The sequence below is a fragment of the Acidovorax sp. genome, from assembly GCF_021287135.1.
Taxonomy (GTDB): domain Bacteria; phylum Pseudomonadota; class Gammaproteobacteria; order Burkholderiales; family Burkholderiaceae_C; genus Acidovorax.
Map to the genome: position 1 here is coordinate 1 of NZ_JAJTBB010000074.1, position 18453 is coordinate 18453.

At 70.4% G+C, this 18453-nt stretch carries 17 protein-coding genes; 9 read left to right on the forward strand and 8 right to left on the reverse strand.

The features are described from left to right. On the reverse strand, nucleotides 1-1206 hold a 1206-nt coding region (locus tag LWW96_RS16785), incomplete at its 3' end, for a DNA-3-methyladenine glycosylase 2 family protein (protein WP_291489002.1). A gap of 145 nt (nucleotides 1207-1351) precedes the next feature. On the opposite strand from LWW96_RS16785, the gene LWW96_RS16790 reads away from it, so the two are divergent. From LWW96_RS16790 to LWW96_RS16800, 3 genes are all read left to right on the forward strand, one after another. Beyond that, on the forward strand, nucleotides 1352-2740 hold the full coding sequence (locus tag LWW96_RS16790) for a phosphomannomutase/phosphoglucomutase (protein WP_291489003.1): 1389 nt from the start codon (nucleotides 1352-1354) through the stop codon (nucleotides 2738-2740). A gap of 105 nt (nucleotides 2741-2845) precedes the next feature. Next, nucleotides 2846-3640: a carbon-nitrogen hydrolase family protein gene (locus LWW96_RS16795; protein WP_291489004.1), complete on the forward strand. Its 795-nt coding sequence runs from the start codon at nucleotides 2846-2848 to the stop codon at nucleotides 3638-3640. Then, nucleotides 3637-5019 carry a 3-deoxy-D-manno-octulosonic acid transferase gene (locus tag LWW96_RS16800; protein WP_291489005.1) on the forward strand — a complete coding sequence of 461 codons (1383 nt, stop codon included), beginning with the start codon at nucleotides 3637-3639 and terminating at the stop codon, nucleotides 5017-5019. Before LWW96_RS16795 ends, LWW96_RS16800 begins: the two co-directional genes overlap by 4 nt. On the opposite strand, the gene LWW96_RS16805 is transcribed toward LWW96_RS16800, so the two are convergent. The 6 genes from LWW96_RS16805 to LWW96_RS16830 form a co-directional block, all read right to left on the reverse strand. Beyond that, nucleotides 5009-6349, reverse strand: a complete 1341-nt coding sequence (locus LWW96_RS16805; RefSeq protein ID WP_291489006.1) for a TolC family outer membrane protein — start codon at nucleotides 6347-6349, stop codon at nucleotides 5009-5011. The genes LWW96_RS16800 and LWW96_RS16805 overlap by 11 nt on opposite strands. A gap of 92 nt (nucleotides 6350-6441) precedes the next feature. Beyond that, nucleotides 6442-6786, reverse strand: a complete 345-nt coding sequence (locus tag LWW96_RS16810; protein WP_291489007.1) for a rhodanese-like domain-containing protein — start codon at nucleotides 6784-6786, stop codon at nucleotides 6442-6444. Nucleotides 6787-6819: 33 nt separating this feature from the next. Then, nucleotides 6820-7533 carry a protein-L-isoaspartate O-methyltransferase gene (locus LWW96_RS16815; protein ID WP_291489008.1) on the reverse strand — a complete coding sequence of 238 codons (714 nt, stop codon included), beginning with the start codon at nucleotides 7531-7533 and terminating at the stop codon, nucleotides 6820-6822. A 24-nt stretch (nucleotides 7534-7557) separates the two neighbouring features. After that, nucleotides 7558-10779 (reverse strand): efflux RND transporter permease subunit, encoded by a 3222-nt coding sequence (locus LWW96_RS16820; protein ID WP_291489009.1) that lies wholly within the window; start codon nucleotides 10777-10779, stop codon nucleotides 7558-7560. A 15-nt stretch (nucleotides 10780-10794) separates the two neighbouring features. Beyond that, complete coding sequence (locus tag LWW96_RS16825) at nucleotides 10795-11985, reverse strand: efflux RND transporter periplasmic adaptor subunit (RefSeq protein WP_291489010.1); 1191 nt, start codon at nucleotides 11983-11985, stop codon at nucleotides 10795-10797. Nucleotides 11986-11987: 2 nt separating this feature from the next. Continuing rightward, entirely contained in the window at nucleotides 11988-12725 is a 738-nt protein-coding gene (locus LWW96_RS16830) for a TetR/AcrR family transcriptional regulator (RefSeq protein WP_291489011.1), read from the reverse strand. A 217-nt stretch (nucleotides 12726-12942) separates the two neighbouring features. Between LWW96_RS16830 and msrA the strand changes: the two genes are divergently transcribed. Then, a complete protein-coding gene (gene msrA, locus LWW96_RS16835) occupies nucleotides 12943-13476 on the forward strand; it encodes a peptide-methionine (S)-S-oxide reductase MsrA (RefSeq protein ID WP_291489012.1) in 534 nt (177 codons plus the stop codon). Between the two features lie 26 nt (nucleotides 13477-13502). On the opposite strand, the gene LWW96_RS16840 is transcribed toward msrA, so the two are convergent. Then, nucleotides 13503-14513: an SAM-dependent methyltransferase gene (locus LWW96_RS16840; RefSeq protein WP_291489013.1), complete on the reverse strand. Its 1011-nt coding sequence runs from the start codon at nucleotides 14511-14513 to the stop codon at nucleotides 13503-13505. A 252-nt stretch (nucleotides 14514-14765) separates the two neighbouring features. Here LWW96_RS16840 and LWW96_RS16845 point away from each other — a divergent pair, with 252 nt between their 5' ends. From LWW96_RS16845 to LWW96_RS16865, 5 genes are all read left to right on the forward strand, one after another. After that, the gene (locus LWW96_RS16845; protein ID WP_291489014.1) at nucleotides 14766-15629 is read left to right on the forward strand and encodes a DUF6597 domain-containing transcriptional factor; all 864 of its coding nucleotides are present in this window, start codon (nucleotides 14766-14768) and stop codon (nucleotides 15627-15629) included. A gap of 195 nt (nucleotides 15630-15824) precedes the next feature. Next, complete coding sequence (locus LWW96_RS16850) at nucleotides 15825-16250, forward strand: Fur family transcriptional regulator (protein ID WP_291489015.1); 426 nt, start codon at nucleotides 15825-15827, stop codon at nucleotides 16248-16250. Further along, the gene (locus tag LWW96_RS16855) at nucleotides 16247-16930 is read left to right on the forward strand and encodes an ATP-binding cassette domain-containing protein (RefSeq protein ID WP_291489016.1); all 684 of its coding nucleotides are present in this window, start codon (nucleotides 16247-16249) and stop codon (nucleotides 16928-16930) included. The genes LWW96_RS16850 and LWW96_RS16855 overlap by 4 nt, the downstream gene beginning before the upstream one ends. After that, on the forward strand, nucleotides 16927-18162 hold the full coding sequence (locus LWW96_RS16860) for an FtsX-like permease family protein (protein WP_291489017.1): 1236 nt from the start codon (nucleotides 16927-16929) through the stop codon (nucleotides 18160-18162). Before LWW96_RS16855 ends, LWW96_RS16860 begins: the two co-directional genes overlap by 4 nt. Nucleotides 18163-18227: 65 nt before the next feature. Beyond that, a partial coding sequence (locus LWW96_RS16865) for a hypothetical protein (protein ID WP_291489018.1) occupies nucleotides 18228-18453 on the forward strand: 226 nt, incomplete at its 3' end.

Consider the following 18453-nt stretch of genomic DNA (forward strand, 5'->3'; position numbering starts at 1 on the left):
CGTGGGGAACAGGCGGTTGAGCTCCGGCCACGGCGTGGCCAGGGGCTCGCCCAGGCGCTCCACCAGCCGCTGGCCCAGCGTGCGGGCGGCCGCCACGGTGATCTGCTGGCCCAGCACGGCGCGCACGGCCAGCTCGAAACCGTCGAACGCGCCCGGCACGCGCAGGCCGTCGCCCTGCGGGAAATACGGGTGCAGCACGGCGTGGATGGCGGCGGGGTCGGCGTCCAGGTCCAGCAGCGCGCGCACCCGGCGGATTACCAGCGGCAGCACCGGCACCAGGCTGTCGCTGGTCTGCAGCAGCACCTGGTGGCGGGCCGTGTCAAAGCGCAGCTGCAGCCATCCGGTCGTCTCGGCTGCCTGGCCCGTGACGGCGGGTGCGAGCCGCACGGTGCGCCGCAGGCTGGGGCCTGCGGGGTCGTCCGCCCAGGCGCGTTCCACACCATGGAACTGGCGGCGCTCAAAGAAGCCCAGCAAGGCCGGAACGTCGTACGGCGGGCGGTACGCGAGGCGGACGGTTCCGGCAGACCGTGCGCCGGGGCCCGTGCCAGTGCGCCGCAACTGCGTGGGATTGAGCCCGTAATGCCCCGAGAAGGCCGCGTTGAACCGGCGCACGCTGGCAAAGCCGCTGGCCAGGGCGACCTGGGTCACGGGCAGGTCGGTGTCGGTCAGCAGCTGCTTGGCGGTCAGCAGCCGGCGGGTCTGCAGGTACTGCAGGGGCGAAATACCCAGGGCCGCCTCGAAGATGCGGCGCAAATGCCGGTCGCTCACCCCCAGCCGCGCGGCCAGCCGGGCCACGGTGGCGCCCCCGCCGCCGCCTTCGGGCACGTCGGCCGCAGCGGTCCACAGCTCAGGCGTGTCCAGCAGCTGCACGGCCTGCTGCACCAGGATGCTGCTGGCGTCCTGCACGGACCACACCAGCGCTTGCGGGGCCAGCTCGGGGCGGCAGCGCAGGCAGGGGCGAAAGCCCGCGCTTTCGGCCTGGGCGGCCAGGGCGAAGAAGCGGCAGTTCTCCCGGCGCGGCGCGCGCACGGCGCAGACGGGGCGGCAGTAGATGCCGGTGGAGGTCACGCCGGTGAAGAAATGCCCGTCAAAACGGGCGTCCCGGGCCAGCACGGCCAGGTAGCGTCCGTCGTCCGATGCCGCATCGGCGGTGGCGGGCGGCGTGGTGTCGCACGCGCTGGAGGAGGGCGGGGCCAGGGAGGTCATGGACCGCATGATAGGCAGCTGCGGCGCCCGCACCGGCCGTTTTCGGACATGTGGTTACCACTGTCATGGGTAGCTGCTGCGGTGCGGCAAAGTGCCCGCCTACAATGCTGCGGACTTTGCAAACTCCTCCTGAGAAAGGCCTTCAGTGCAGCCCACGCCCGCCATCTTCAAAGCCTATGACATCCGCGGCATCGTGCCCTCCACCCTGAACGAAGCGGTGGCGCTGGGCCTGGGGCGCGCCTTTGGCACGGCCGCACGTGCCGAGGGGCAGACCACCGTGGCCGTGGGCCGCGACGGCCGGCTGTCCGGCCCGGCGCTCTCGGCGGCCCTGATCCAGGGGCTGGTGGAGGCAGGCATCGAGGTGATCGACGTGGGCATGGTCACCACGCCGCTGCTGTACTTTGCGGCCCATACGCTGTGCACCAGCGGCATCCAGGTCACCGGCAGCCACAACCCCAAGGACTACAACGGTTTCAAGATGGTGCTGAACGGCCGCGCCATCTACGGCGACGAGATCCAGGCCCTGCGCACCACCATGGAGCGCGAGAGCTGGCAGCTGCAGCCCGGCGGCTCGGTGCGCACGGTGGACGTGCTGCCCGCCTACCGCGAGCGCATCGTGAGCGACGTGAAGCTGGCCCGCCCGCTGAAGATCGTGGTGGACTGCGGCAACGGCATTGCCGGGGCCTCGGCGCCCGCGATCTTTCGCGCGCTGGGCTGCGAGGTGGTGGAGCTGTACTCCGAGGTGGACGGCAATTTCCCCCACCACCACCCCGACCCGAGCAAGCCCGAGAACCTGCGCGACCTGATCGCGGCCTTGCAGGGCAGCGACGCCGAGCTGGGCCTGGCCTTTGACGGCGACGGCGACCGCCTGGGCATCGTCACCCGGGACGGCACCAACATCTTCCCCGACCGCCAGATGATGCTCTTCGCCCAGGACGTGCTCAGCCGCGTGCCCGGCGGCGAGATTCTTTTTGACGTGAAGTGCACCCAGCGCCTGGCGCCCGCCATCCGCGAAGCGGGCGGCGTGCCGGTGATGTTCAAGACGGGCCACTCGCTCATCAAGGCGCGCATGAAGGCGTCGAACTCGCCGCTGGGCGGCGAGATGAGCGGCCACATCTTCTTCAAGGAGCGCTGGTACGGCTTTGACGACGGCACCTACGCGGGCTGCCGCCTGCTGGAGATTCTGAGCCGCCACGCCGACCCGAGCGCCGTGCTCAACGCCCTGCCCACCAGCTTCTCCACGCCCGAACTGAACGTGGCCTGCGCCGAGGGCGAACCCCACCGCCTGACGGCCGAGCTGCAGGCGCTGGCCGCGACCACGTTCACGGCGCCGGCCGCCATCAGCACCATCGACGGCCTGCGCGTGGACTGGCCGGACGGCTTCGGCCTGATCCGCGCCAGCAACACCACGCCGGTGCTGGTGCTGCGCTTTGAAGGCCACACGACCGAGGCCCTGCAGCGCATCGAATCGGCCATGCTGGCCCTGCTGCAACGCGTCAAGCCCGGTGCGCAGGTCGGGGCCTCCAGCCACTGAAACCGCAGGGCGGGCCGCCGAAACGCGCAGAGCACCTCCTCACGTCCACAGAGACAGCTGCCGCCCAGACCGCCATTCCCGGCTTCGTTCCGTATGCAACCGTCCTTGTCCACCCCCTTGCGCATCGCGGCCGCCCAATCGGCCTCGGTGGCGGGCGACCTTGAGCGCAACGTGCAGACCCATCTGGCCTTCGTGCGGATGGCGGCCTACGAGCGGGTGCAGGTGCTGGTGTTCCCCGAGCTGTCGCTCACCGGGTACGAGCCGCACCTGCTGGCGGACCATGTGCTGGCGCCGGACCACCCCGCGCTGGCACCGCTGTGCCAGGCGGCACGCGACCACGCCATGACACTGGTGGTAGGCGCGCCCGCCCCGGCGGCGCAGGCGCCTGCGCCCGGGGCCGGCCCCACGCTGCCCGCCATCGGCGCCTGGGTGCTGGGGCCCGAGGGCAGCGTGGGGCTGTACCGCAAGCGCCACCTGCACGCCAGCGAAGCGTCGTTCGCCAGCGCCGGCACCGAGGACGCGGCCGTGCAGCTGCTGGCGGGCGAGCCGGTGGGCGTGGCGGTTTGTGCCGACCTGACCCACCCCGAACACGCCCAGGCCGCGCGCGATGCCGGCGCCGCGCTGTACGTGGCCAGCGCCCTGGTGTCCGAGCGGGGCTACGGCCCCGAATCCGCCCAGCTGCAGGGCTACGCGCGCCAGCTCGACATGGCCGTGCTGCTGGCCAACTACAGCGGCCGCTCCGGCGGCTACGCCAGCGCCGGCCGCAGTGCGTTCTGGGCCCCGGGCGGCCGCTGCGTGGCGGCGGCGCCGGGCGATGCGCCCTGCATGGTCTGGGCCGCACGCGGAGACAGCGGCTGGACCGGCGGGGTGGTGGAGCTGCAAGCCTGGACGGCGGCATGAAGCAGGCCGCGCTGGCCTGCTATTCGCTGCTGACCTGGTGCGCCCAGCCCTTGCTGCGCCGCAAGCTGCGCCACCGCGCGGTGGCCGAGCCAGGCTACGCGCATGCGGTGGCCGAGCGGTTCGGCCACTATGGCCCCGCCGTTCCTCCCCCCGTTCCTCTCGCTGGCACGCCGCCGCCGGAGCCCTGGGTGTGGATCCACGCCGTCTCCCTGGGAGAGACCCGCGCCGCCGCAATCCTGCTGGCGCAGTTGCGTGCACTGAGGCCCGGCATGCGCCTGCTGCTCACGCACGGCACGGCCACGGGCCGGGCCGAGGGCGCCAAGCTGCTGCAGCCGGGCGACGTGCAGGTGTGGCAACCGTGGGACACGCCGGGTGCGGTGGCCCGGTTCCTGCGCCGCTTCCGGCCTGCCGTGGGCATCCTGATGGAGACCGAGGTCTGGCCCAACCTGGTGGCGGGCTGCCGGCGCGAGGGCATGCCGCTGGTCTTGGCCAACGCGCGGCTGAGCGAAAAATCCCTGCGCCAGGCGCAACGGCTGGCCCCGCTGGCCCGGCCCGCCTACGCGGGCCTGGCCGCCGTGTGGGCGCAAACCGAGGACGATGCGCGCCGGCTGCGCAGCCTGGGCGCACCCGTGCGCGGCGTGCTGGGCAACCTGAAGTTCGACGTGGTGCCCGACGCACCCTTGCTGGCGCAGGGCCGGGCATGGCGCCAGCAGGCCGGCCGGCCGGTGGTGATGCTGGCCAGCAGCCGCGAGGGCGAAGAGGCGATGTGGCTTGAAAATATCAAGCAAAAACAGCCCCCAGCCCAGTCAGGGCAAGCGCAAGCAGCTATCAATAGCATAGCAAATTCGGTCCGGTGGCTCATCGTCCCACGCCACCCGCAGCGGTTTGACGAGGTGCAGCAGCTGCTGGAGGGCGCCGGCCTCAGCGTCTCGCGCCGCAGCCGCTGGGCGTCCGGGCCCGACGCAGCCGAGGCGGCCGACGCAACCGATGCGGCCGATGTGTGGCTGGGCGATTCCTTGGGCGAGATGGCGCTCTACTACGGCCTGGCCGACGTGGCGTTGCTGGGCGGCAGCTTTGCTCCCCTGGGCGGGCAGAACCTCATCGAGGCCGCGGCCTGCGGCTGCCCCGTGGTGCTGGGGCCGCACACCTTCAATTTTGCCGAGGCCGCCGAACTGGCCTGCGCTGCCGGCGCGGCCGACCGGGTGGACGACCTGGCGCAGGGCATGGCGCGGGCTGTGGCCCTGGCACACGACGCTGCCAGCCTGGCCTTGGCCCGCGAGCGTGCCCGCCGCTTTGCCGCTGCGCACCGCGGCGCCGCGCAGGCCACGGCCCAGGCCGTGCTGGCGCTGGTGGCGCCGAGCGGCGCCGTCAGGGCTTGACCAGCAGCGCGTTGATGGCTTCAACGTCCTGCTGCGTCAGCGTGCCCGCGGCCTGGCGCAGCTTGAGCGTGCCCAGCAGCACGTTGTAGCGGGCCTGGGCGAGGTCGCGCTTGGTCTGGTAGAGCTGGCTCTGGGCGTTGAGCACGTCGATGTTGATGCGCACGCCCACCTGGTAGCCCAGCTTGTTGGCGTCCAGGGCGCTCTGGCTCGATGCTTCGGCGGCCTCCAGCGCCTGCACCTGGCCTTGGCCGGACTGCACGCCAAAGAACGCCGCCCGGGTGGCCTGGGCCACGTTGCGGCGGGTGGTTTCCAGGTCCGCCGCAGCCTTTTCTTCCAGCGCCAGGGTTTCCTTGACGCGGTTTTGCACGGCAAAGCCCGCGAACAGCGGCAGGTTGAAGGCCACGCCCACGCTGGCGCTGTTGGTGCGGTTGTTCACCCCGGGTGCAGTGATGGTGCCGTGCGGGTTGCGGGTGATGTTGTAGCCGGCTTGCAGGTCCACCGTGGGCAGGTGGCCGGTTTCGGCCTTTTTCGTTTCCAGGCGGGCGATGTCCAGCGCAATGGCCGCCTGGCGCACGCCGGGCTGCTGGTCGCGGGCGGTGTCCACCCAGGCCGCCACGTTGTCGGGGGCCATGGGGGGCAGCTGCACGGGCAGGGCCAGGGGGCGGGGCTGCGCGCCGGTGATGCCCACCAGCTGGTCCAGCGCCAGGCGCTTGACGCGCAGGTCGTTCTCGGCCGCGATCTCCTGCGCCACGACCAGGTCATAGCGGGCCTGGGCTTCGCGCGAGTCGGTCACCGTGGTGGTGCCGACCTCGAAATTGCGCTTGGCCGATGCCAGCTGCTCGGACACGGCGGCTTTTTGAGCCTGCACGAAGGTCAGCGTGTCCTGGGCGGCGAGCACGTCAAAGTAGGCCTGGCTCACGCGCACCAGCAGGTCCTGCGTGGCGGCGTCCAGCTGGGCCTGGGCCACGTCCACGCCGCGCTGGCCTTGTTCCAGGCTGATGCGATTGGCCGGGCGGTACAGCGGCTGCGACGCCTGCACCCCCACGGTCTGCGTGTTGCCCGTGTTCTCCACCGGCGGGCGGCTCAGCTCCACATTGGCGCGGCTCAGGCCCGCGGTCAGCGCGGCGCTGGGCAGCAGCCCTGCGCGGGCCTGGTCGGCGCGGCGCTCGGCAGCGTCCAGCTGGGCCCGGGCCGACTGCCAGCTGGTGTCGTAGGTGCGGGCGGATTCCACCAGCTCCAGCAAGCTCTGGGCTTGGGCCGGTACGGCCAGCGCCGCGCCGAGCGCCAGGGACAGAAGGGACAGCGGGGAGAGAAGCCGGGGCGGTGTCATGAAGAAGGTCCTTCGGAAGAGTCTGCGGATCGAATGGAACAGGCGAAACAGTGCGAGGGGAGCCGTTGCAACGGGCCAGGGCGCGGGGCCGGTCAGTAGCGCGGAACCCCGGGGTCGCACTCCTGCGACCAGGCATCGATGCCGCCGGTGATGTTGGCCAGCGACTCGAAACCGTGGTGTTCCAGAAAAGCCGCCACCCGCAGGCTGCGCGCGCCGTGGTGGCACAGGCAGGCGGTGGGGCGGGAGCGGTCCAGCTCTGCCAGGCGCCCTGGCAGCTCGCCCATGGGAATGGCCAGCAGCTCAAATCCGTCGGCCCGCACGCTGGCGGTCTGCAGCTCCCAGGGTTCGCGCACGTCCAGCACCAGGGGGCGGCCGCCCTGCGGGGCCGCAGCCGCGAACCAGGCAGGCAGCTGGGTGGGGCGGACGTGATCGATCATGCGAAGAAACTCCGAAGAAGGCCCGGTGCGGGCTCAGAACGTGAAGCCGGAGGGCTCCGGAAAATGCACCAGCCGGGGGGCGATGGTGTCCCAGGGCGCGGTGGTGATGAAGCGGTCGCCGTCGCGGCGCACCAGGGTGAAACGCATCACCGGCTCGCTGCCGACCACGGCCGCCAGACGGCCGCCGTCACGCAGCAGCGACAGCAGGCCCGAGGGCACTTCGGCGACCGAGCCGCTGAGCACGATCACATCGAACGGGCCGTCCGGAATGGCGTCGCGGGCGCCGTCGCCCACGCGCACATCGGCGTTCTGGATGCTGGCATCGCGCAGGTTCTCACGGGCCATCTCGGCCAGCTCGGGGAGGATTTCCAGCGACACCACGCGCTCGGCGCGGTGGGCGAGCAGGGCGGCCATGTAGCCGGAGCCGGCGCCGATCTCCAGCACGCGGTCCGTGGGGCGCACCTGCAGATCCTGCAGCATGCGGGCTTCCAGGCGCGGCTGCAGCATGCACTGGCCCTGGCGCACGGCGGCCTCTGCATCGCCGCCGACCAGCGGGATCTCGATGTCCATGAAAGCCATGCTGCGGTAGGCCGGGGGCACAAAGTCCTCGCGGCGCACCACCGCCAGCAGGTCCAGCACGTCCGCATCCAGCACGTTCCAGGGGCGGATCTGCTGCTCGATCATGTTGTAGCGGGCCTGGGAGACCGGGTCGCTGGTGTTGGCAAGCGTGTTCAGGGGCAGGTTCATGGTTTTCTCCGAGGGAGGCGTGGGTCAGGACAAACCCTCGATTTTAGAGGCCTCGCGGGCCGTTGCGCCGCCGCGCCCCATCTTGCGCAGCGCCCAGTTCGCCAGATCGTCCATGTAGCAGTACACGACTGGCACCACCACCAGCGTGAGCAGCGACGAAGTGATGACGCCGCCGATCACGGCCTGACCCATGGGGGCGCGCTGCTCGGACCCTTCGGACAGGGCAAACGCCAGCGGCACCATGCCGAAGATCATGGCCAGCGTGGTCATGAGGATGGGGCGCAGCCGCACGCGCGCAGCCAGCAGCAGCGCATCGGCACGCGGCAGGCCGGGCAGGGGGCGCCCCTGGTCGTCGGTGTGTGCCTCGCGGGCGCGGATGGCGAAGTCCACCAGCAGGATGGCGTTCTTGGTGACCAGGCCCATCAGCATCACCACCCCGATGATGGAGAACATCGACAGCGTGGAGCGGAACATCATGAGCGCCAGCACCACGCCGATGAGCGTGAGCGGCAGCGAGGTCATGAGCGCCAGCGGCTGCAGGAAGCTCTTGAACTGGCTGGCCAGGATCATGTAGATGAAGATGATGGCCATGGCCAGTGCCGACACGGCGTAGCCGAAGGACTCGGCCATGTTCTTGGTGGAGCCGCCGAACTGGTAGCGGTAGCCCGGCGGGAAGCTGATGGAGTCCAGCGCCTTGCGGATGTCCGCCGACACCTCGCCCGCGGAGCGCAAGGCCACGTTGGCGTTCACGGCCACCTCGCGCGTGAGGTCGCGCCGGTTGATTTGGTTGGCGCCGGTGGATTCGGCCACGCTCGCCACCTGGCCCAGGCGCACGATGCGGGTGCCGCCGTCCGCGGCGGCCAGGGCGAAGGGCAGGCGTTCGAGGTCCTGCGGCGCGGTCCGCGACTCGGGGGCCAGGCGCACGTTCACGTCGTAGGTCTGGTCGTCGGGCGCACGCCAGTTGCCCACGGTGGTGCCGGCCACCAGCGTGCGCAGCGAGGCCGCCAGGGGCGCCACCGACAGGCCCAGGTCCGACGCGACGTCGCGCTTCACGTCGATGGCGATCACGGGCTTGTCGGGCTTGGCGCTGCTGTCCAGGTCCACCAGGCCGGGGATGTCGCGGATCTTCTCGCTCACCTGGCGGGTGAGGCGCTCCAGCTCCTGCAGGTCGGGGCCCTGCAGCGAGAACTCGATCTGCTTTTGCCCGCCCACAGGGTCGAGCAGGCCCACGTGCGTCACGGTGATGCCCGGCACCTGCTTGAGGCGTTCGCGCAGGACGGCGGACATGGCGTCCACACTGCGGCTGCGGTCCTTGCGGTCCACCAGGCGCACGTAGATGCTGGCGTACATCTTGCCCTGCGCGTTGCCGGTGTTGAGCGTGGCGAGCGTGTAGCGCACCTCAGGCAGTTCGCGCAGGATGCCTTCGACCTGGCGCGCCTTGGCCTCGGTGGCCTCCAGCGACGAGCCGACCGGCGTGTAGAAGTTGACCGTTGTCTCCGAGAAGTCGGCCTTGGGCACGAACTCGGTGCCCAGCAGCGGCACCATGACGATGCTCAGCACGAAGACCGCGCCGGCGATGAGCAGGGTGGCCAGCTTGTGCGCCAGCGACCAGCGCAGGATGTGCTGGTAGCCCTCGGCCAGCGCATCCGTGGCACGGTCGAACCAGCCGGTGACGCGGCCGATGGTCTTGTCGTAGAACGTGACCGGCGCGGCGTGCTGGCCGTGCGCATGGATGCTCGGGTCGTGCCAGACGCTCGACAGCATCGGGTCCAGCGTGAAGCTCACGAACATCGAGATCATCACGGCCGCCACGATGGTGATGCCGAACTCGTGGAAGAACTTGCCGATGATGCCGCCCATGAAGCCGATGGGCAGAAACACCGCCACGATGGACAGCGTGGTGGCCAGCACCGCCAGACCGATCTCCTGCGTGCCGTCCATGGCGGCCGCATAGGCGCCCTTGCCCATCTGCACATGGCGCACGATGTTCTCGCGCACCACGATGGCGTCGTCGATCAGCAGGCCCACGCACAGGCTCAGGGCCATCAGCGTGATCATGTTGATGGTGAAGCCGAACATGTTCATGAACAGGAACGTGCCGATGAGGGCGATCGGCAGGGTGAGGCCCGTGATGACGGTGGAGCGCCACGAGTTCAGGAACAGGAACACGATCATCACCGTGAGGATGGCGCCTTCAATCAGCGTCTGGCGCACGTTGTTCACAGCCACGCGAATGGGGCGGGCGCTGTCGCCGATGGTCTCCAGCCGCACGCCGGGCGGCAGCTGGTTCTTGAGTTCGGCCACCGCGGCGTTCAGGCCATCCACCACCTCGATGGTGTTTTCGCCCTGCGACTTCTGCACCGACAGCAGCAGCGTGCGCTGGCCGTTGTAGAGCGCCAGGCTCTCGACCTCCTGCGCGCCATCGTTCACCCGGGCGAGCTGGTCGAGGCGGACGGGGGCGCCCCCGCTGGCCTGACCCGCGGTTCCGTTTCCTTTGCGGGCCACGATGATCTTGCCGAAGTCCTCGGGGCGCCGCATGCGGGCGTCGACCTGCACCACGCGCTCCTGCGCCAGCGAGCGGATGGAGCCCACGGGCAGGTCCTGGTTCTCATTGCGCACGGCGGCGGCCACCTGGTCGGGGGTGATGCCGTAGGCCTCCAGCGCCTGGGGGTTCAGGTAGATATTGATCTCGCGCTTGGTGGCGCCCACCAGGTTCACCGCGCCCACGCCGCGCACGTTTTCCAGGCGCTTTTTCAGCACCTGCTCGGCCCAGGTGGTCAGCTCCACGGCACTGCGGTTCGATTTCTCATCGGGCAGCACGGCCAGCGACCAGACGGCGCGGCTGGCAGGGTCGAAGCGCAGCACGCGCGGCTCCTTGACCTCGGTGCGCAGGTTGGGGCGCACGGTGGCCACCTTCTCGCGCACATCCTCGGCGGCCTTGCGGCCGTCAATGTGCAGCTGGAACTCGATGATGACCACCGCCGTGCCCTCGTAGCTGCGCGAGGTGAGGGCGTTGATCCCCGCGATGGAGTTGACGCCTTCTTCGATCTTCTTGGTGACTTCGCTCTCGACGATCTCGGGAGAGGCCCCGGGATAGTCCACGGTGACCACCACCACGGGGAAGTCGATGTTGGGGAACTGGTCGACCTTCAGGCGCTGGTACGAGAACAGGCCCAGCACCACGATGGCGAGCATCACCATCGTGGCGAACACGGGATTCTTCAGGCTGACTTTGGTGAACCACATGGCAGGCCGCGGCGCTCAGGGAGTGGGGCCGGAGGCGGCCTGGGCTGCGGCGGGCGCAGGCGCCCCACCTGCGGCCGACGGCAGGGCCACGGCCGTGCCTTCGCGCAACTGGCCGATGCGCCCGGCCACCACGACGGCGCCTTCGGGCACGCCCTGTACGGCCACCAGGGTCTGGCCGTCCACCAGCGCGCGCTGGCCGGTCTGGACCTCCACATACGCCACCCGCCCGTCCTTCACGGTCTGCAGGTACGGGGCCGGCTTGTCGGTGCGCACGGCATCGAGCGGGACGGCCAGCACCGGCGCGCGGCCCGTGTCCAGCAGGCCCTGCACGAACAGCCCCTGGCGCAGCTGCGGGGCCGCGGCCGGGCGGGCGTCCACGCGCAGGTAGACCGGCACCGTGCGGCTGCTGGCCTGGGCGCTGGGGTTGATGCGTGCGACGGTGGCCGCCACCGGCTCTGCCAGGCCTTCCACGGTGAGCGATGCCTTCTGGCCCACGCGCACGGCCAGGGCGTCCGCGGGGGGAAGCTGCGCCTCCAGCTCCAGACGGGTGAGGTCCACCACCTCCACGATGCGCGCGTCCACCGCCACCCGCTCCCCGGGCTGGGCCAGGCGCTGCGCCACCAGGCCGCTGAGGGGGCTTTTCACCACGGTGTCTTCCAGCGCCTTGCGGGCGACGTCGGCCGCCGCCACGGCGGCCTGGTGGCTGGACTGGGCAGACTCCAGGCTGGCCTGCGAGGTGACCAGCGCGGTCGATGAGATAAAGCCCTGCGCCACCAGCGCGCGGTTGTTGTCGTACTGGCGCTGGTTGATGTCCACCTGCGCCTTGGCGGCGTCCGCCTGCTGCTGCGCCTGCCGCACGCGGGCCCGGGCTTCGGTGGGATCGATGCGGGCGATCTCCTGGCCGGCCTGCACGCGGTCTCCTTCGCGCACCGTCAGCCCTTGCAGCTCGCCCGCGGCGCGGGCCTTGACCATGGCCGAGTCCACCGCCCGCAGGGCGCCCGACACCGGCACGCCCAGCACCAGCTCGCGCCGCTGCACCCGCAGCACTTCATCGGCCGCCAATTGCAGCGGAGCCTCCGCCCGCTGCGTGGCGGCTTCGGCCAGCGCCTTTTGCTGCGCCTGGCGCGAAGCCAGGGCGCGCCACACGCCGCCGCCGAGCAGCACGATGACGATGGCGGCAGCCATCCAGGGAATCCAGCGTTTCATGGTCAGGAGCGGGAAGGAGGGGCAGGGGGGAGAGGAGGGGCAGGGGGGAGAGGAGGGGCCTGGGGCGCGGGCGCTGCGTCCGGCCGCACGCACAGGCCCTGAAGAATGTTGTCGACCTGGCAGGCGATGTACCGCTCGGGGGTCAGGTTCTCGCCCTCGGGCACGCAGGCGCCCAGCGAGTGCTTCCACATCATCAGGAAGATCATGGGCGCCAGCACGAGGAACACGCCGTAGTCGAGGTCGATGGCGCGGAATTCCCCGCGCGCGATGCCGCGCTCCAGGATGCGCCGGATCAGCGCCTTGCCGGGCAGGATGACCTCGTGCTGGTAGAAGGCCACGATGTCGGGGAAGTTCTGCGCCTCGCTGAGCATCAGCTTGGTGATGCCCGAGGCCTTGGTGCTGCCCACGCGCTCCCACCACACCTGGTAGCAGTAGCGCAGCAGATCGCTGGTGGAGCCGGTGAAGGTCTGCAGCTCGGCATTCCATTCGGTAAAGCGGCCGGCGATGTTCTCGCGCACCACGGCCTTGAACAGCTCTTCCTTGCTGGGAAAGTACAGGAAGAGGGTGCCCTTGGACACCCCGGCCCGGGCGGCTACCTCGTCCACGCGCGTGGCGGCAAAGCCTTTTTCCACAAACAGGTCCAGCGCCGCTTCCAGCAGCTCGCCGGGGCGCGCCTCCTTGCGGCGCTCGCGCTTGGGCTGGCCGGCAGCGGCAGGGGAGGATGCGGACGAGGGCGACACCGGAATGGAATAGTTAATGACTGACTGGTTAGTAATGTAGCCACGGGACGGCGGAGCGTCAATGGCGTGGGATCACCGTGCGCAATTAACTGTGGTTAACTATGTAGCCCTTGCTACATCCTGGGGCACAATCCCGCGCTGCCCGGATGGCCGGGCGGTGCGCGTACCATCCGCGCCAAATTGCACGGAGGCCTGTTTGGCAGATACCCCCTCAAATTTGCAGACCATCACCCTTGGTGGCGGCTGCTTCTGGTGTACCGAAGCCGTGTTCGACCGCGTGCGCGGCGTGACCGGCGTGGAAAGCGGCTACACCAACGGCCACACCGTCCACCCCACCTACGCGCAGGTCTGCACGGGCGACACCGGCCATGCCGAGGTGGTGCGCCTGACGTTTGACGCCAATGAAATCAGCCTGGAGGAGATCCTGGAGATCTTCTTCCACACCCACGACCCGACCACCCTGAACCGCCAGGGCAATGACGTGGGCACGCAGTACCGCAGCGGCATCTACTTCGAGGACCCTGCGCACGGCGAAATCGCCCACGCCATGGTCCGCCAGATGTCGCAGGACAAGCTCTTTGGCGCGCCCATCACCACCGAGGTGGCGCCGCTGCACAACTACAGCCCGGCCGAGGACTACCACCAGGACTACTTTGCCAACAACCCGCACGCCGCGTATTGCGCGTTCGTGGTGGGCCCCAAGGTGGAGAAGTTTCGCAAGACGTTTGCGCGGTATCTGAAGCCCGCATGACCCCCGGGCCTGGGTTGCGCGGCCGATCACGGCGCTGATGCGGCGGCTTGGGGCGCCAGCGCCGCCGAGCCAGCCCCGGCCGGCACCCGCACGCGCACCACACCCCCCAAAAGACCGCTGAGAATGCGCTGTCGCCGCGTGCTGGGCCGGTGCGCCAGCAATGTCTGTCGAATCCTCTCGGGCGTGATGAACTCGGCGGCGTCAAAGCCGTGGCGCGTGAGCATCGCTTGCAGCGCTTCGTCCCCCAGAAAGCAGCGCCAGGGCTCGCCCATGCGCCGAAACCGGCGCGCCATCAGGCCCAGCGCCAGCTTGCGCCCCCACTGCAGCGGCGCGGGCTGGCGCACGTAGTCGAACACCAGCACGCTGCCCGGAGCCGCCTGCGTGCCGATGCGCTGGAGGGTCGCCTCCACGGCCGCCGGCGCGAGGTACATGGTGACCCCCAGCCAGGCAAACACGGTGCGTGCCGCAGGGTCGAAGCCGTGCGCGGCCAGCTGTGCCATGAAGTCCTGCCGCTCGAAGTCCACGGGGACGAAGGTGCCGCCCGGCGGCATCGCCAGTCCGGCCTGGGAGGCAAGGCCTTGTTTCCAGGCCTGGGTGGCCGGGTGGTCCACTTCAAACACGCGTTGCAGGCCTGCGGGCCACTGGTTGCGCAGGGCAAACGTGTCCAGGCCCGCGCCCAGCAGCACGTACTGCGTGGCACCGGCCGCCACCGCATCGCGCAGGGTGTCTTCGGCAATGCGGCTGCGCACCACCAGGGCGCCGCGCATGGCCTGCGAAAAGCTTCCCGCATCCTTTCCGCGGTCCTCGCGGCCTTTGCCGTCCAGCCCGGCGCGCAACCGCGCAGCCAGTACGGGGCCCAGGATGTCCAGCGCCAGGGGGTCCGGGAAGATCTCCCCGCCGTCCAGCAACTGGTGCCGGGCCCGGGCTATGCCGCACAGCAGCGCCGTGCGGCTGGGCCGGGCCGAGGCCAGCAGGGGCTGGCCTGCGGAGGCCGGTGGGGGCGACGTGCGCAGGGAAGTGGCTCGTGGGTGTTGCATGGTGTCCGCATTGTGAAAGGCGCGTGGGAGCCTGTTGACGATGTTTTCGCAGTGCCGTTGCCCCACGCAGGTGGCAGCTGCCGGCGCCCGCCGCAGCCCGGCTGGTGGCCAGGCGAGGAGGGCAGCCTTGCGGGCACTTTGAAAGCATCGTATGCAGGCCCTGGGTAGCCGTCTTGAACTTTTTCGCCAGCCGCGCGCCTGGCCGTCGGCGGTCGTGCCTGCCGGGCTTGCACCTGTTTACGATATGCGGCTGTGCGCATCCGCTTTCAGCTTCCCTTTGCCACCGTGGCGCTGCCGCCAGCATCCCTGGCGGGCAGCATTCGCGCGTACATCACCAAGGACACCACCGGCTCGCCCCGCAAGGAGGAGGACATCAACCGCTATCCGGCGTCGGTGTACTGCGGGATCGCCTGGTTTCTGGAAGGCCGCTCCGACCGCCTGGGGCCTGACATGCACGCGCAACAGTCGCTGCCAGCCACTGTGCTGCTGGGCCCGCAAACGCGGCCCTGGGTGACACGCAATCCCGGGCCGGTGCGCACCTTCGGCGTGGTTTTCTACCCGCAGGCCTTCCACCGGCTCACCGGCCTGGACATCAGCAGTCTGGTGGACGGCATGGCGTTGGCGCAGGACGTGCTCCCCCACGACTGGGTGGTGTTGTGCGAGCGGGTGCGCCAGGCGCCGGACGACACTGTGCGCATGGCGTTGGTGGAGGAGTTCGTTGCCAGCCGCGATGGCGCCTTCGTCGAGGGTGCCGCGCCATCGGCCCTCGCCACCGCCGCCCGCTGGCTGCACCAACTGCAACGGCATGCCTCGGCCCAAGGGCTTGGAGGCAGCCTGCGCAGCCTGGAGCGCCATGCCCGCGTCTGGGCGGGCCAGCCGCTGCGCAGATTGGGCTGGCTCTCGCGGGCCGAACACACCCTCGTGCAGACGCGCCGGCACAGCGAGGCGTCGGGCCAGGCTCCGCGCTGGCAGGACGTGGCGCTGGACGCAGGCTATGCCGATCAGTCGCACTTGTGCCGGGAGGCCCAGCGCGTGACGGGCGAAAGCCCTGCAGAGCTGGCGCGGCGCGTGCAGGCAGGGGACGACAGCTACTGGCTCTACCGCCTCTGGCGTTAAGCACGCGGTGCTGGTGAAGGCCGAGCGGATTGCCGCTGCAAACATGCATGCATAATGCAAACCAATTGCGTTATGGCGCGACGGCGGCAACCTGCACGGGCGGGCGCCGCGCCGGCCCTTTCTGGCATGCCTTCGTTGCGCCAAACCCCTCCGCCTCTTCCTTCTGCTGCCACCGCCTGGACCTTGCCGCCCGGCATGCGCGCCACGCGGGCCACGCGCGCGCTGGCGGCGCTGTATGCGGCCCGGCCGGACGCGGCGCTTTCCGAGGCCGAGGTGGAGTCCGCCCTGGCCGCGGCCGGCGCGGGGGTCAACAAGGTCACGGTCTACCGCCTGCTGGACCGTTGTGCTGCCGCCGGCCTGCTGCACAAGCAGGTCGATGCCGCCCGCGTCACGCGCTACACGCGGGCCCCGCAGGGCAACGAGGGCGCGGCGCCGCGGTTTGAGTGCGACGACTGCCACCGCCAGTTCCGCCTGTCCCAAGGCTCGGCCAAGGTGCAGACCGCCCTGCAGCACATGCTGCAGGCCCTGGCCACGGCGGGGCACGAAAGCCTGGCCGTGGACATTGCCGTGCATGGGCGCTGCGCGGAATGCGCCCACCCGGCTGAGGGAGCCGCCGCATGATCCGCACCCGGGGGCTTTCCTACACCTACGCCACGGGCGGCGCGGCGCCGCTGCGGTTTCCGGACGTGGACCTGCGCCAGGGCGGCACGCTGCTGCTGCGCGGGCGCTCGGGCACCGGCAAATCCACCTGGCTGGCGCTGATGGCCGGGCTGCGCGGGGCCAGCGGGGGAGATTTGTTCGTGGCGGGCACGCAGCTGGGCACCCAGCGCGGGGCCGAGATCGACGCGTGGCGCGCACGCACCATCGGCTTTTTGCCGCAAAAGCTGTACCTCAGCAGCGCGCTCTCGGTGGCGGACAACCTGGCGCTCAGCTACTTTGCCGCCGGCCTGCCCCGGGACGACGCCGCCATCACCCGCGCGCTGGCGCAGGTGGGCGTGGCCGCGCTGGCCGCCCGCCGGCCGCACCAGCTCTCGGGCGGGCAGGCGCAGCGCGTGGCGCTGGCGCGGGCCGTGCTGCTGGCGCCGCAGGTGCTGCTGGCCGACGAGCCCACCGCCAGCCTGGACGACGAGGCCGCGGCCGATGCCCTGGCCCTGCTGCAGCAAAGCGCCGCAGCCTGCGACGCCAGCCTGGTGATCGCCACGCACGACCAGCGCGTGGTGCAGGCGCTGGCCGGCGCGCAGACGCTGGATTTGAATGAAATAGCCTCCCAGCGCTTGCTGGACAAGCACGAGCAGCTATGAAATCTATAGTAAAACTGGCCCAGCTCTCGTGGCATTACCTGTGGTCGCGTCCGCTGGCGGCGGTGCTCAACCTGCTGGTGCTCACGCTCGGGCTGGCGGCCATCACGCTGGTGCTGCTGGTGGCCACGCAGCTGGACCAGGCCTTCGAGCGCGACCTGACCGGCATCGACCTGGTGGTGGGCGCCAAGGGCAGCCCGCTGCAGCTGATCCTGGCGGGCGTGTTCCACATCGACGTGCCCACCGGCAACATTCCACTGCAGGAAGTGCAGGCGCTGCAGAAGAACCCGCTGGTGGCGCAGGTGATACCGCTGAGCCTGGGCGACAGCTACCAGGGCTTTCGCATTGTGGGCACCACGCCCGACTACGTGGCGCACTACGCAGCCGCCTTCGCCGAAGGCGCGCTGTGGCAGCGGCCCATGGACGCCGTGCTGGGCGCCAGCGTGGCGCGCGGCATCGTCCGGGCCGGCCACGCCGGCGCGCCGCTGGTGGGCGCGACCTTCATCGGCAGCCACGGCCTGGGCGCCGGCGGGCACGCGCACGGCGACCATCCCTACCGGGTGAGCGGCGTGCTGGCCCCCTGCGGCTGCGTGCTGGACCGGCTGATCCTGACCAGCACCGAGTCCGTCTGGACGGTGCACGAGATGGCCACGGCCAACGACGCCGAAGACCTGGAGATCCTGAAGGAAGAGCGCGAAGTCACCGTCGCCCTGGTGCGCTACCGCACGCCCCTGGCCGCCGTCACGCTGCCGCGGCAGATCAACAGCGGCACCAGCCTGCAGGCGGCGGCGCCCGCCATCGAGGTCACACGCCTGCTGCGCCTGTTGGGCGTGGGCGCCGACGTGTTGCGTGCCTTTGGGGGCGTGCTGCTGGCCGTGGCCGCGCTCAGTGTGTTCATCGCCTTGTGGAATGCCGTGCGCGAGCGCCGCGCTGACCTGGCCATGCTGCGCATGCTGGGCGCCCCCCCGGGCCGCGTGGCCGGGCTGGTGCTGTGGGAGGCCCTGTGGCTGGCCGCGCTCGCGTCCATGCTGGGGCTGCTGCTGGGCCACGGCCTGGCGCAGGCCCTGGGCTGGGCCTTGCAGGCGCAGGGCTTGCTGCCGGTGACGGGCTGGATCTGGCTGCCCGCCGAAGTCGGGGTGCCGCTGCTGGCCGCAGGCGTGGCGGCGCTGGCGGCGCTGCTGCCGGCCATGCAGGCCTACCGGACCGATGTGGCCGACTTGCTCAGCCAGCCATGACCGTCCCGTTGAACACCCCCGTTTTTGTTTGACCCAATTCTCTGAATCACCTGGAAGGACCCTTCATGAAGCAACTGATCTCCGCGCTCGCCCTGGCCCCCATGCTCCTCGTCGGGGCACTCGCCCACGCCCAAGCCCACAACGACAAGGACACCCAGGAAGACATCGCCCGCCACCGTGCGATGGCCGCCGCGCACGAGGCGGCTGCCAAGTGCCTGGAATCCGGCAAGGGCCACGACCAGTGCCAAAAAGACCTGCAGGCGGCGTGCCGGAACCTGGCCATCGGAAAAT